Origin of the sequence: Aeromonas sp. sif0611, from assembly GCF_019218845.1 — a bacterium.
Taxonomy (GTDB): domain Bacteria; phylum Pseudomonadota; class Gammaproteobacteria; order Enterobacterales; family Aeromonadaceae; genus Aeromonas; species Aeromonas media.
The window spans coordinates 269,157-281,740 of sequence record NZ_JAHUWU010000003.1 but is presented as its reverse complement, the minus strand read 5'-3'; the positions used below and the strand labels follow the sequence as shown (position 1 = coordinate 281,740).

The following is a 12,584-nucleotide window of genomic DNA, read 5'->3' as shown; positions in this document are numbered from 1 at the left end:
AACCCGGTTGCCAAATCCTGCTAAACAAAACTGCCCCCATAAGGGGGCAGTGACTAACTTAACTGAAGATATTGCTTACCACCAGGCTTCTGCTTGTACGCCAACCTGATAGGTGTCTTTGGAGGTGCCACCTTCGAAGCTGTTCTTGCTGCCGGAAGCATCGGCTTCGGTATCAGCCAGATAGGAAGCGAAGACGCGGATTTCCGGACGGGCCCAGAAGCTGGAGCCGGCAGACCAGGCCTGAGCCAGGGTCAGCTTGTAACCACCATCCTTGTCGCTGCCACCGTTGTTGTAGCTGGTCTTGTCCTTGAACACACCACCTTCGAAGATGGTCTTGTTGAAGTCATCCCACTTGTACATCGGGCGGATAACGGCAGACAGGGTTTCGGTCTTGTCGTGGCCATCCCACATCTCGTTGCCTACCCCGTAGACCAGCTGGTGACCCATCTCCCAGGAGCTACCCATCGGGATGACGCCCCAGTTGATGAAGCGGTAACCATCGGCACCGTCTTTGGCCTCGGCACCGTACCAGGAGCCATCACCGTAGTAGGCCATGGTCTTGGAGTAACCTTCGGTACCGTACTGCAGCACGGTCTTGTTGAAGCCGCCCATCACACCCTGGGTCAGTTCGGCGGTCAACATGAGACCGTTCTTCATGTTGTCGTTTTTCAGATCTTTCTGAGCTTCGGTCTCGTTGACCAGGGCATACATGGCGCCCACTTCCAGGGAGCCGTCTTGCCACAGCGGGATACCGGCATAACGCGCGTCCAGGGTGTTGACGTTCAGATCTTCGTTCTTCTGGAAGACGCCAGGGCTGGTCTCGGTGTACTGACCGAACACATCGGCCGCGCTGCGGTCGTTGCGGATCCAGGCGAGGGATACCTTGCCAGGACCAGCCTGGATACCTTCGATACCGGCACCGGCACCGGAGATGTTCCAGTAGTAGAAGTCAGAGATGTGGATGTCATGACGTTGGTAGAAACGCTTACCGGCCCAGAGGGTGGCTTCCGGCGCGAAGCCCAACAGACCCTTGGCTTGCACGTTGAACTGACGCAGCGCGAAGTCAGAATCGCCGCTGCACTGTTTGGCGTCGAAGTTGCAGACGGTACCGGTGCTTTCCCAGTCATTGGAACCGTTGGAGGTCATGGCAAACATGGAGTCTACGTAGAAAGTCTTGCCATCTTTGTTGAAGACTTCCTGACCCAGTTGCACTTCACCGTAGGTATCATTTTCGTTACCCAGACGGCCAACCTTGTTGACGTTGTATTTAACCATGTCCCCGTCACCGGAAACACCAACACCTGAACGGAAGTAGCCGTGGAAATCAACGGCGAAGGCGGCTTGGGAAGCCAGGGCAGCGGTTACTGCTGCTGCAATCGGGAGCCACTTTGCTTTCATTTTCATTTTCCTTATTCCCGCTGGGAGTGTGATCCTGATATTCAAGTTCTTATCACTGAAAAACGTTTCAGCGATAACCGGGGTCGATTATATGTAGCCAATTTCGCGACAAACATGAGCTGATTCACAAAACGGTGACAAATCGCGCGCCCCCATCATGGAGGACGAACACCGACATCAAAAAGGCACAACCAAGCAATAAAAAACCCAAAAAACACAAAAAAAAGCAAAACAACACCAAAGAAAGCGCTTTCAAATATTAATTTGCGATGAAGATTAAGTGTTTTATCGATCGAATAGTGACGAAAACATGATTGAAATCGCTTTCAGTGCGGAACTTTTAATTTTCTGACGTGTCGCCGTTCTGATGAATATGGGGATGAGAAATCCGATCTGGCGAGGGAAAAATAACCTGACAAAGTGCGGGATATATTTCAAAGAAGGTTAAGTGAGTCCCAAAATAACACGCCCCCGTCAGCAAGCTCACGGGGGCGAAATTTAAAATACGCTGACAATCCGGTTACAGCTTATTTTCCCAGGTTTTCAACCAGGCCAGCGCCGCGACTTCCGGTTCATCCTCCACCGTTGCGTCTATCTCCAGGCGCGGCACCAGCGCGTCGGCAGCCAACTCCTGCAACAGTTCATCGAGCCTGCGCCCAGCCCCGCAGAAATGTTCATAACTTCTATCCCCCATGGCAATGAGGGCATAACGCCATCCCTTCATATAAGGAGCGCGATCGGCCAGGGCCGTGGCGAAGGGTTGCAGATTGGGAGGAATATCCCCCTGCCCCGTGGTAGCGCTGACGATCAGCAAGAAGCGGGACGCATCTATGTCAGTCAACTCTGCTTCGTCGAAGAGCTGGCAGACATGCCCCTGGGCTTGCAGGTGATCCCGCAGTGTCTCGGCCACCAGCATGGCCGAGCCATAGACGGTACCGACCAGGATATCGATGTCGGCCATCAGCGACTCCTCGAACGAAGGATAAGGCCCGGCTCTGGCACCCTGTCCGGAGTCTTGGCCCCGGACAGGGTCTGGGTACGCGGGGTTGCTAGCGGGGTATCTCGTTGAGCCATAAGTGGTTCCTCTGACGAACGTGGCCTACAGCATGCCACAGCCCGGTCAGAGGCCACAAATGATGACGGGTATCAGGCGCCGTAGTCGCTCTCGCTGGCGGGCCACCCCAGCCTGGCGAACAGGCCCAGTACCTCTGGACCAAGTGGCGCCTGGATCCGCATCGGCACCTTGAGCACAGGGTGCTCGAAGCTCAAGCGGTGGGCGACCAGCAGCAGCCGCTCGCAACCATAGTGCTCGCGAAAGAAGCGATTATGCCGGCCATCACCATGGGTGGTGTCACCGACGATGGGGTGGAACAGGTGATCCAGATGACGACGCAGCTGATGCTTGCGACCCGTCTTTGGGAAGAGCCGAACCAGGCTATAGCGACTGGTGGGATGCTTCTTGGAGACGGCGTGGGGCAGTTCGACCTGGTGCAGGCGACGAAACGCCGTCACCGCCTCCTGGGCGGGGCGATCGGGGTCGCTCATGGCGTCGGCTATCTTGTCCAGCTGCTCCTTGAGGGGATAGTCGATCAGTCCCTGTTCAGGGGCCCAGCCCCGCACCAAGGCCAGGTACTCCTTGTGCACCCGACGGGCGGCAAACGCCTCGGTCAGAGTCCGGGCCACCGCGGGATCCAGCGCAAACAGCAACACCCCGGAGGTGGGCCTGTCGAGCCGGTGCACAGGGTAGACATGACGCCCACCGATGAGATCCCGGGTCATCTGCATGGCGAAACGGGTCTCGGCCTTGTCAAGCCAGCTGCGATGCACCAGCAGGCCCGACGGCTTGTTGACCGCCACCAGCCAGTCATCCTGATAGAGCAGGGTCAGCTTCATGCCGCCACCCGGGTATCGTCAATGCAGCGCGCCGCGGCCAGGGGCCGTGGCTGGGCAGGCAGGGTATTGATCATTGATCCACCACTTTTCCGGTCAGCAGCAGATCGAAACGACCGATGAGGCGCAGCAACCCGGCCACTTCGGCCAGTTCGTCCTTGTAGGCTTCGCTCGCCATGGGATAGAGGGATACGCTGGTGGGCAGCGGCGCCTGCAGCAGCACTAGCTGCTCCATGCGCGGTATCAACACGAACTGCAACCATTGATCGAAGCTCAGGGTATCGACGCAAAACGGCAGCTCGCTCGCCAGCGCCTCGGCCCCCGGATGCTCAGCTTGCCAGCGTTCGAGGCGTTGCAACTCGGCGGTGAGTTCACCCAGCAGACCGGCGACCAGCAAATATTGATTCATCTCGTCCTCTTCCTCGTCTCGACGTCCATCCCGCTGCCAGAGGCAGGGAGGCCGCCTTCTTCAAACACGCGTGCCAAAAAGGGGCGTTACTATACACCGCCCCCGGGGTGGCTGCCATGCCGCCATCACTTTCATGGCCCGCACCTGAGCCTCTGGCTATCTGATGCAGCCTCCTTATAATCGCCCGCATCACATTTAGCCGGATGCCCACATGTCTGCCATCAATACCCTGACCGAATTTCTGACCCAGGCCGAGACCCAGTTCCAGCTGTTCGACATGGGCCGCCAGGTGCGCCCGCTGGCGAGCGATCTCTTCGCTCGCATCGAGCAGCAGCAGGAGCCCTACCCCTGGCCACTGCAACAGCATGCCTGGCTCGGCGTGCACTTCTTCCAGCCAGCGGAATCCAGGCACTACCTCTGGTTCCTCAAGTTTGCCCTCGACGAGCATGGCCTGCTCATCGCCAGCGGCCCCAAGCACTTCATGGATCAGGTGGTCGAGACCCTGGGCTACAAGCTCACCGGCGATCTGGACGAGGAGAAGGCGCAGCGACTGGCCGACAACCCCTACACCTTCCGACCGGCCGAGGCCAAGATGGCCAGCCTGCATGCCAAGCTGGCCCGTCAGCTGGAGCAGGCCCCTTCCGCCTACTACGAGGCCCTCTGCCACTACCTGGCGGCACCAGGAGAAGAGGGGTGGCAGGCCCTGGGGTTGCAAGGCTTCGCCGATCTGGCGGAGCGACTGCAGGATGAACGCAATCTGGCCCTGGTGTGCAAGGCGCTGCCCAGGCTGCCTCTGGAGCCGCTCTACGCCTTGTGCCAGAGCCTGGAAAACGCCCCCCTGCCCCCGGCGCTACAAGGTGCCCTGCTCGAGCGCATCGGCAAGGAGCAGGAGTGCGCCGACCCCAATGCCGAGACCCTGGCCTACCTGTGCCGGACGCTGGCCTCCTGCTCCGGCAATGCGTTGCGCAGCAACAAGCTGCTGACCCTGTTGCACACCCGGCCGAGCCCGGCTCTGCTGCTCGCCATTGCAGGCCGCCTGTGGCCCGATCTGAAAAACCCCGAGCTGCTCGGACTGTTTCTGGAGCAGCTCGCCCTGCAGCCCACCCAGTTCTTCAATCAGGTCTTTGCCGAGCTGGTGACACTGCCCGCCCTGCGCAATGATATGCTGGCAAGACTGCGTGACCCCGAGCGCAGCGAGGCCCTCGGCCAGGCCATAGGCCGACTGTTCGCCTCGGTATAACCACTCTCGGTGCGGCCGTGCCTTCCTCGGGAGGCACGGCCCAGGCCATACATCACAGAAGGAACCCGCTGATGGGAGAAATGCTTGGAATCTTGCTGCTTGGCGTCGTCGGCTGGGCCTTCTGGCAGCAACGCCGCCAGGCGGAGCTGGCCTGGCAATATATGCGGCGCTACTGCCAGCACCACGATCTGCAACTGCTGTCGCTGGCCCGCACCCATCGGGCCCTGGGGCACAAGCCCCTGCGCCTGCTGACCTATTACCAGTTCGAGTTCTCCAGCGACGGGGAGAGCCATTACCAGGGCCAGCTCTGCATGCAGGGCCTGCATGTCGCCGGGGTCGAGCTGCCGCCCCATCGCCTCCCCTCCTAGCCCATGGGGCAAGGCCGTGGCGGCTGGCTATAATTCTCGACAATCGCCCTTCAAGGAGACTCGAGATGGAATTGCTGACCCATGACATGCCCGCCCTCTTCGCCCAGTTGGGCCTGGCCAATGACGAGATAAGCCTGCACCGCTTCATCCGCGAGCACCCTCTGGACAACCAGACCCTGCTGCCGGAGGCCAGCTTCTGGAGCCCCTCCCAGGCCGCGTTCCTGCGTGACGCGCTCTGGAACGACTCCGACTGGTCCGAAGCCATCGATCAACTGGACGTGATGCTGCGCCAGGCAAGCTGAGCCGGCCCGCGTCCCCGCGTTCCCGAGGGCCGGGGTGTGAGCTCTGTGCCCCCAATCACGTCTCCCCCCCCTGGCTTCCCCACCTCAACAAACTAAGCCTCCCCCCTTAGCACCGCTTTCCTGATGGGCAGGCTTTGATTAAGCTCTGTGCCACCATCCGCAAGCAGCAAGAGCGCCGCGCAGGAGCCAAGATGTCAGCCCAAGAGATCATCCAGATAGCCAACGAACTGAGTGCCAGGGGGATCACCCCCTCCACCGCCATGGTCAAAGCCCGCCTCAGTCACCCCGTGCCCATGGCCGAGCTGCTCAAGGTGTTGAGCCAGTGGAAGCAACAACCCCAGTCGGCAGACCCGGTCCCGGCCAGCGCCCCCGCCGTTGCCGCCCCGGCACAGGCCATCGATTTGCAACAACTGGGCGAGCAGCTCAATCGCCTCGAGCAGAAGGTCGATCGCCTGACCGCCCTGCTGCTCAAACAGCAGCAGGATTGATGCCTCCCCATGTATATCCTCGAACTCAATTTTGAATGCTACCGTGACACCTCCCTCGGCGAGGCCGAGCCGGCCATCGTCAACTACCTCGACATGCTGCGCTACCAGGGGCAGATCCTGGGGAGAGAGTTTCCCACCAGCATGCAGGATGGCGGCTTTGTCACTCGGGTGGTCTGCCCGGAGCAGGACAGCCTGCACCCGGACAACCAGAGCGAGCAGGTCGCGCTGGCCGAACAGGGCCTGCACCAGGCGGGGCTGCTGGCTCCCAAGCCCCAGCTGCTCGGCATGGATCTGCTCTCCGACAGCACGGATCCTTGCGGCCAGGAGGGCGAGCGGCCGAGCTGGATGCTGCTCTACACCAGCTTTGTGCACACGTGCTCTCCCTTGCGCTGCGGCGATCATTTCGCCCCCATTCCGCTCTACCGCCTGCCCGCCATCGCCAACGGTGACAACAAGCAGATCATCAAGTGGCAGGAGGATTGGGAGGCCTGCGATCAGTTGCAGATGAACGGCTCCATCGCCGAGCACGCGGTGCTGCACGAGATCGGCGAGGTGGGCAGCCGCCTGCAGCGCCGGGGCAGCGATCTGGCCAGACGGCTGGAGGGGCTCTGCGGGATCCCGACTTACTACTATCTCTATCGGGTCGGCGGCCTGAGCGCGGCCGAGGAGAAGGCCCGCCCTTGTCCGAGCTGCGGCGGCGAGTGGGCACTGGCAGCGCCATTGCACGAGATCTTCGACTTCAAGTGCGATCCCTGCCGGCTGGTTTCCAACCTCTCCTGGGACTTCAAGGACTAGCTCCGCCTGCGCCGTTTCCCCCATGAAAGAAGGGCCTTGCCATCTGGCAAGGCCCTTCTCTTTAATACTGGGCGAGCGAAAACGGGTCCGCTTACTGCGGCAAGGTTTCCAGCCGTGCGAGGAAGGCCGGCAGGGAGGGGGCCAGCACCAGACGGCGACCAGAATCCAGCCACTCCAGCCACACCTGGCCGCTTTCGTTATCGAGCGACACCAGTGTCATCTCGTTGCGGGTGGTGGCGATGAAGAGCGACGGCGTGCGTTTGAGTTTGCGCAGCATCAGCAGGTGGCCGATGAGGTTCTCCTTGAGCAGATCCAGATCGGCCTCGTTCCACGGCAGTATGAACTCGATGCGCAGCCCCTTGTAGGAGCAGGGTAGCGGGCGGCTGAACCAGTGGCCAAACAGGGCAAGGGCGCTCGGGTGCAGGGTCAGCTCGAGGGCATCGGCCATGGCCGCAAAGTCGGCAGGCACAGGGCGACGGTACGGACGCCAGGCCACCCGCCCCTCTCTGGGCTCATCCAGCTCGCAAGGGGATCGCCAGTCGGCCTCCCACTCGCACAGAGGCAGCCCTCGCCTCGCCTCGCCATCGCGCTGCCAGCGTAAAAAGAACTGCTCCAGGGCAGACAGGACTTGATCCGACATCGATATTCCCCACAATAGCGGCCTCTGATCGCCGCAAGAACCTGACCGAAAAATCCGGGCATTGCACCATCAAACCCTTTATCAGACAAGCGTGAGCAAACAAGCATGAGCAAACAAGAGAGATACGCAGGCGCCAGCGCGTTGCAGGGCCTGAGCCTGGGGCAGCAGTCTGCCTACATCAGCCAGTACACCCCGTCCCTGCTGCAACCCGTGCCACGCAGTCTGAACCGCGACGATCTCGGCCTTGGCGAGACGCTGCCCTTTCAGGGTTGCGACGTCTGGACCCTGTACGAACTCTCCTGGCTCAATGCCAAGGGCAAGCCCGTGGTTGCGCTCGGTGAAGTGGCCGTGCCCGCCACCAGCCCGAACCTCATCGAATCCAAGTCGTTCAAGCTCTACCTCAACTCCTTCAACCAGACCCGTTGCGACTCCCTGGAAGCGGTGCAGGCACTGCTGGCCAAAGACCTGAGCGCCTGCGCCGGAGCTGAGGTGAGCGTCACTCTGTTCCCCCTCGATCAGGCCCCTCACCAGATAGCGCTGCTGCCGGGCGAGTGCATCGACGAGCAGGACATCGAGATCGACAGCTACGAGTTTGACCAGACCCTGCTGCAAGGGGCCGCAGAGGCGGACATAGTGGAGGAGACACTGCACAGCCATCTGCTCAAGTCCAACTGCCTGGTCACCAGCCAGCCGGATTGGGGATCCCTGGTGATCCACTACCGCGGCCCGCGCCTCAATCGGGAGAAGCTGCTGCGCTATCTCATCTCCTTCCGTCAGCACAACGAGTTCCACGAGCAGTGCATAGAGCGCATCTTCATCGACCTCAAGCACTTCTGCGCCCCGCAGCAGCTGACCGTCTATGCCCGCTATACTCGCCGCGGGGGGCTGGACATCAACCCCTTCCGCAGCGACTGGGAACCCGTGCCCGCCAACCTGCGCCTCATCCGCCAGTAAACCCGGCGCCACAAGCCGGGGGATCAGGCCCATCACCCATGTCAGCAATGAACTCTGGACGGGCGGGGGTGGGCTTGGATAACATGCCTGCACCTCCGTGCCGTTCTTAATCCAATGAATCAACTGTTTTTTCTGGCAATGATGATGTCCTCCCTGTCGGCTCCGGATCTGGATCTGGCCAAGGAGCAGTTGTCTATCGATCTGCAGCAGGCACAGACCCTGGTGCTGAGCGATCCCGCCAGATGTGTCCAGATTGCCACCTCCTTCCTCGAACGCACGGCCAATAACCCCAAGCAGATCATCAGCAACCGTCAGGAGTACGGCTATCGGGAGCCGATCCTGAGCTATGGCACTGCGACCCAGACCACGGGGGCCTACCTGCTTCAGGGTGAGTGCCTGCAGCAGCTGGGACAGCGCCAGCCGGCCCAGGACGCCTTCGACAAGGGCATCGCCATGGCCGAGAAGGAGCAGCAGTTCGAGCTGCAGGCCCATGGTCTCTACCTCAAGATCCGCAGCAGGGAGATGCAGGAGCATGCCCCTGGCGCCAGCACGATGGCGCTCGAACAGCTTGACAAACTGCTGACCAACCCCGGCCTCAAAGAGAGCCAGCTGCAGGTCTACAGCCGCCTGTTGCACGTCAACGCCAGCATGGAGGAGCGGCAGTTCGATCTGGCCAAGCGCCAGCTGACCGAGGCGCGTCAATGGGCGGAGCAGGCCAAGAATCCCCTGGCCAGGGCCTGGGTCAGCGCCGTGGGAGGGGACCTCTATCAGGCGCTCGGGCAGCCCCAACTCGCCCTCGGGGAGTATATCGATGCCCAGCAGCAGGCCAAGAATCTGCAGGATCCCCTGTTCCTCGGTCTGCTGTCGAACCAGATGATCAGCCTCTATCAGGCGGAGCAGGAGCCGCAAAAGGCGCTGCAGTATGCCAACGAGGCGGCCAACTACTTCCATGCCCTCGGCAACCCCTCCCTGCTGAGCGACGCCCTGATCGTGCTCGCCCGCCTCAACCGGGATCAGAGGGAGATGAACATGGCGCTGGTCTACTTCTTCAATGCCCTGGATCTGCTGGACGAGGGCAACAACCGCACCCGCATCGCCCACCTCAAGTTCGAGATAGGCAAGACCTATCTGCAGACCGGCAACCTGACCCTGGCCCGCAACTACCTCAATGCGGCGCGCCAGTCCCACGAGCTGGGGGACGACAAGGAGTCGCTGATCGATACCCTGTTGCTGCTGGGGGAACTGCACCTCAAGCAGCAGGAGGCGGGCATCGCCATCCTGCAGCTGGAGAATGCCCTGACCCTGGCCAACCGGATTGGCGACATCCGCCGCCAGTTTGAAATCTTCCGGCTGCTCGCCATCGCCTACGAGCAGAAGGGCTATCTCCAGCAGGCCCTCGAGAGCTACAAGAATTATCACCAGCGCAGCGAGCTGGTCCGCCAGCAGCAGCTCGATCTGGAGCAGGAGGCGGTCCGCGACAACTACGCCCAGGTGGAACGCGCCCAGCAGGTCAAGGAGCTGGAGCAGCGCCTCGACCAGAGCCGGCATCAGCAGGAGCGCTATCTCTGGACCAGCGTCAGCACTGGCCTGCTGCTGGTTCTGTTCATCTACCTGTTCTTCACCCTCTGGCTCAAGCTGCGGGTCGCCCGCCTCAATGCCAGACAGCTGGGCGAGGCCCTGCTCATCGAGCCGCGCAGCGGCCTGGCCAACTGGCAGCGGCTGATGAGCCGCTGGCCTCGCGAGATGGCCAAGCGTCAGCAAAAATCCGATCGCTGGTACCTGAGCGAGCGGCCCACCAGCGAGTTTGACGACAAGCTCCACTACCTGCTGTTCCGGGTCCCCTTCCTGGTCAACAACCTGGAGCAGCATGGATATCAGGTCAGCCGCGAGATTGAGCAGGCCTTCGGCCACTACATCAATCAGCTGACCCCCCAGGATGGCCGCATCTACGATCTGCGCGAGGGACACTTGCTCTATGTGGTGCCCCAGCGCCACGTGGCCCAGCTGCACCAGCTGGCGCAGGAGCTGCTGGACACCCTGGCCGCCTTCCCCTGCGAATACCCGCTGGACAGGCACATCAGCCTCGGCATCGTCAGCCATCCCTTCCTGCCCAAGGCGGCGATGGCCCTCGACCATCACGGCCTGTTCGACCTCTGTTATCTGGCGCTTTCGGGGGCCATGCAACTCAGTGAAAAATACCAGCAGAGCGTCTGGTTGGAGCTGGCGGCCATCGATTGCCAACAGGCCGCATTTTTTAATGGCGATGTGTGGCAATGCTGCTTGATGGCAATTGACAAGGGACTGGTAAAAGTAAATTCTTCTCATGAAAAGCAATGGGTTAATTGGCTTCTGCTTTCACGGACGAAAGCGCCGGATAAGCCATGACAACAAGGTACTCAACGGGGTCTTTCATTGGCTTACTGTTGCTGGACAAAACAAAAACGATAATGACAACAGGGCGACCTGAACAATGAATGATATCGCTGCCGTAACAGGACAACTGGCAAGACTCAGGGAATCCCTTCAGCAAAAACAGCAGGAGCTCGATGGCATGGCCACGTTCTCCGATGCCGAACGCACCCGCAGCATCCAGTTTATCGGCAAGCTGATGCAGGCCTGCCGTGGTCACGATCGTGAATTGGACAACCGACTCGCCAAGCTCAAGCAGAAGCTCGATGGCAATCCCCCGCTGTCATCGCTCGACGCCGACCTCGCGGTCATCGAGAAGCTGTTACAGCAACATGGTCACGCCATGGAGGAGTCCATCAGTCTGACCCGGGCCGCCATCGAACTGGGCAGCAAGCAGCTCAAGTCCTTGAAGGGCTTTCCGGAAGAGACCCGTCGCTCCCTCAAGGAGTTTCTCGCCAGCCCCGAGGGCTATGGCATCGGCGATCACCAGAAGAAGGTGATTCGCTTGCTGGAGTTCTACCAGCAGGCCATCAAGATCCAGCTGCTGCCACGCCAGCCGCTGCTCGCCCCCGAGATGGCCACCGAGCTCTCCAACCCGGCGCCCACCGACTCCTTCGATATCAAGGCCCACGCCCAGATCTCCGATGAGCTGCAGCGGCTCATCACCGAGCTCGACTTTGCCGGCTCCGTGGGGGAGAGCCTGGCGGACATCCGCCGCCAGCTGCTGGGAGGGATCACGCCGCCCCTGCTGGCGGAGATCTGCCTGCAGATCATCGAGCTCATCATTGAAGGGACCCGGGAGGAGCGTAAATCCTCCCAGGCCTTCCTCAGCTCCCTCAACGAGAGCCTCTCTGCGGTACATTTCAACTTTACCGAGTCCCTGGACGAGGGGCGGGCGCTGCAAAATGCCGCCCACCTCAGCGGCCAGGCGCTGGAGCGGGAACTCGCCGCCATCGATCGCACCATGGCGACCCATGACTCCCCGTTGTCCCTCAAGGGAGCCATCTCCAGCCACCTGGATACCATCCGTCGCCTGCAGCAGGAGCGGGAGGCCATGGCCAGCCGCGAGCGTCACCTGCTCACCCACCTCTCCAACATGGAAGCCAAGCTGCGACTGATGAAGGAGGAGACGGCCGAGTACAAGAAGCGGCTCACCATCCAGAAGCATAAGCTGTTTCTCGACAGCCTGACCCAGGTGCACAACCGGGCGGCCCTCGACGAGCGGCTCGAGCTCGAATACAAGCGCTGGCTGCGTTACGGCACCCCGCTGTGTCTGGCCATCATCGATATCGATCACTTCAAGAACATCAATGACAACTACGGTCACATGGCCGGAGACAAGGCATTGAAAGTGGTCGCCAAAGCCTTGCAGAACGCCTTGCGCGACACCGACTTCATCGCCCGTTTCGGGGGGGAAGAGTTCGTGGTGTTGCTGCCGAACATCAATCCGGACAAGTTCCAGAAACCCCTGGAGAACCTGCGCCAGACGGTCAAGAGCATTCCGTTCCGCTTCCGGGATGCCAGGGTCGAGATCACCATCTCCATCGGCGCCACCCTGTTCCGCGAAGGGGACCATACTACGGACGCATTCGAGCGCGCCGACAAGGCACTCTACAGCTCCAAAAACTTGGGCCGGGATCAGGTCAATCTGGCCTGAATCCGGATTGAATGACGGCTAAAAAACAGGCAAA

Annotated in this window: 13 protein-coding genes; 8 read left to right on the top strand and 5 right to left on the bottom strand. The window is 60.9% G+C overall.

Annotated features, from left to right (window positions below; translation table 11 throughout):
* Nucleotides 1–75: 75 nt before the first annotated feature.
* The 4 genes from KW824_RS10525 to KW824_RS10510 all read right to left on the bottom strand — a co-directional run bounded on the left by KW824_RS10525 (nucleotide 76) and on the right by KW824_RS10510 (nucleotide 3,697).
* The gene (locus tag KW824_RS10525) at nucleotides 76–1,398 is read right to left on the bottom strand and encodes a maltoporin (RefSeq protein ID WP_305730016.1); all 1,323 of its coding nucleotides are present in this window, start codon (nucleotides 1,396–1,398) and stop codon (nucleotides 76–78) included.
* A 520-nt stretch (nucleotides 1,399–1,918) separates the two neighbouring features.
* The gene (locus tag KW824_RS10520) at nucleotides 1,919–2,359 is read right to left on the bottom strand and encodes a flavodoxin (RefSeq protein ID WP_218409745.1); all 441 of its coding nucleotides are present in this window, start codon (nucleotides 2,357–2,359) and stop codon (nucleotides 1,919–1,921) included.
* 185 nt (nucleotides 2,360–2,544) lie between these two features.
* Entirely contained in the window at nucleotides 2,545–3,291 is a 747-nt protein-coding gene (gene truC / locus KW824_RS10515; protein WP_041206262.1) for a tRNA pseudouridine(65) synthase TruC, read from the bottom strand.
* Between the two features lie 70 nt (nucleotides 3,292–3,361).
* Nucleotides 3,362–3,697 (bottom strand): YqcC family protein, encoded by a 336-nt coding sequence (locus tag KW824_RS10510; protein WP_139436577.1) that lies wholly within the window; start codon nucleotides 3,695–3,697, stop codon nucleotides 3,362–3,364.
* A gap of 211 nt (nucleotides 3,698–3,908) precedes the next feature.
* Here KW824_RS10510 and KW824_RS10505 point away from each other — a divergent pair, with 211 nt between their 5' ends.
* From KW824_RS10505 to KW824_RS10485, 5 genes are all read left to right on the top strand, one after another.
* Nucleotides 3,909–4,937 carry a DUF3549 family protein gene (locus KW824_RS10505; RefSeq protein WP_218409744.1) on the top strand — a complete coding sequence of 343 codons (1,029 nt, stop codon included), beginning with the start codon at nucleotides 3,909–3,911 and terminating at the stop codon, nucleotides 4,935–4,937.
* Between the two features lie 71 nt (nucleotides 4,938–5,008).
* The gene (locus KW824_RS10500; protein WP_041206263.1) at nucleotides 5,009–5,305 is read left to right on the top strand and encodes a DUF3301 domain-containing protein; all 297 of its coding nucleotides are present in this window, start codon (nucleotides 5,009–5,011) and stop codon (nucleotides 5,303–5,305) included.
* Nucleotides 5,306–5,370: 65 nt separating this feature from the next.
* Nucleotides 5,371–5,607: a DUF2789 domain-containing protein gene (locus tag KW824_RS10495; protein ID WP_218409743.1), complete on the top strand. Its 237-nt coding sequence runs from the start codon at nucleotides 5,371–5,373 to the stop codon at nucleotides 5,605–5,607.
* Nucleotides 5,608–5,798: 191 nt separating this feature from the next.
* Nucleotides 5,799–6,095 carry a hypothetical protein gene (locus KW824_RS10490; RefSeq protein WP_218409742.1) on the top strand — a complete coding sequence of 99 codons (297 nt, stop codon included), beginning with the start codon at nucleotides 5,799–5,801 and terminating at the stop codon, nucleotides 6,093–6,095.
* 9 nt (nucleotides 6,096–6,104) lie between these two features.
* Complete coding sequence (locus KW824_RS10485; RefSeq protein ID WP_218409741.1) at nucleotides 6,105–6,890, top strand: Zn-ribbon-containing protein; 786 nt, start codon at nucleotides 6,105–6,107, stop codon at nucleotides 6,888–6,890.
* Nucleotides 6,891–6,981: 91 nt separating this feature from the next.
* Here KW824_RS10485 and syd read toward each other — a convergent pair whose 3' ends face one another.
* Nucleotides 6,982–7,530 carry a SecY-interacting protein gene (gene syd, locus KW824_RS10480; protein ID WP_218409740.1) on the bottom strand — a complete coding sequence of 183 codons (549 nt, stop codon included), beginning with the start codon at nucleotides 7,528–7,530 and terminating at the stop codon, nucleotides 6,982–6,984.
* Between the two features lie 105 nt (nucleotides 7,531–7,635).
* Between syd and queF the strand changes: the two genes are divergently transcribed.
* From queF to KW824_RS10465, 3 genes are all read left to right on the top strand, one after another.
* Nucleotides 7,636–8,484 carry an NADPH-dependent 7-cyano-7-deazaguanine reductase QueF gene (gene queF, locus KW824_RS10475; protein ID WP_218409739.1) on the top strand — a complete coding sequence of 283 codons (849 nt, stop codon included), beginning with the start codon at nucleotides 7,636–7,638 and terminating at the stop codon, nucleotides 8,482–8,484.
* Between the two features lie 114 nt (nucleotides 8,485–8,598).
* On the top strand, nucleotides 8,599–10,869 hold the full coding sequence (locus KW824_RS10470) for a hypothetical protein (protein WP_043130939.1): 2,271 nt from the start codon (nucleotides 8,599–8,601) through the stop codon (nucleotides 10,867–10,869).
* A gap of 85 nt (nucleotides 10,870–10,954) precedes the next feature.
* Nucleotides 10,955–12,550, top strand: coding sequence for a diguanylate cyclase (locus tag KW824_RS10465; protein WP_005330743.1), 1,596 nt, complete (start codon nucleotides 10,955–10,957; stop codon nucleotides 12,548–12,550).
* Nucleotides 12,551–12,584 lie beyond the last annotated feature (34 nt).

Bases quoted from the DNA above. Each gene is read 5' to 3' on its own strand.
- KW824_RS10525 (WP_305730016.1), bottom strand. From the start codon at position 1,398: ATGAAAGCAAAGTGGCTCCCGATTGCAGCAGCAGTAACCGCTGCCCTG.
- KW824_RS10520 (WP_218409745.1), bottom strand. From the start codon at position 2,359: ATGGCCGACATCGATATCCTGGTCGGTACCGTCTATGGCTCGGCCATG.
- truC (WP_041206262.1), bottom strand. From the start codon at position 3,291: ATGAAGCTGACCCTGCTCTATCAGGATGACTGGCTGGTGGCGGTCAAC.
- KW824_RS10510 (WP_139436577.1), bottom strand. From the start codon at position 3,697: ATGAATCAATATTTGCTGGTCGCCGGTCTGCTGGGTGAACTCACCGCC.
- KW824_RS10505 (WP_218409744.1), top strand. From the start codon at position 3,909: ATGTCTGCCATCAATACCCTGACCGAATTTCTGACCCAGGCCGAGACC.
- KW824_RS10500 (WP_041206263.1), top strand. From the start codon at position 5,009: ATGGGAGAAATGCTTGGAATCTTGCTGCTTGGCGTCGTCGGCTGGGCC.
- KW824_RS10495 (WP_218409743.1), top strand. From the start codon at position 5,371: ATGGAATTGCTGACCCATGACATGCCCGCCCTCTTCGCCCAGTTGGGC.
- KW824_RS10490 (WP_218409742.1), top strand. From the start codon at position 5,799: ATGTCAGCCCAAGAGATCATCCAGATAGCCAACGAACTGAGTGCCAGG.
- KW824_RS10485 (WP_218409741.1), top strand. From the start codon at position 6,105: ATGTATATCCTCGAACTCAATTTTGAATGCTACCGTGACACCTCCCTC.
- syd (WP_218409740.1), bottom strand. From the start codon at position 7,530: ATGTCGGATCAAGTCCTGTCTGCCCTGGAGCAGTTCTTTTTACGCTGG.
- queF (WP_218409739.1), top strand. From the start codon at position 7,636: ATGAGCAAACAAGAGAGATACGCAGGCGCCAGCGCGTTGCAGGGCCTG.
- KW824_RS10470 (WP_043130939.1), top strand. From the start codon at position 8,599: ATGAATCAACTGTTTTTTCTGGCAATGATGATGTCCTCCCTGTCGGCT.
- KW824_RS10465 (WP_005330743.1), top strand. From the start codon at position 10,955: ATGAATGATATCGCTGCCGTAACAGGACAACTGGCAAGACTCAGGGAA.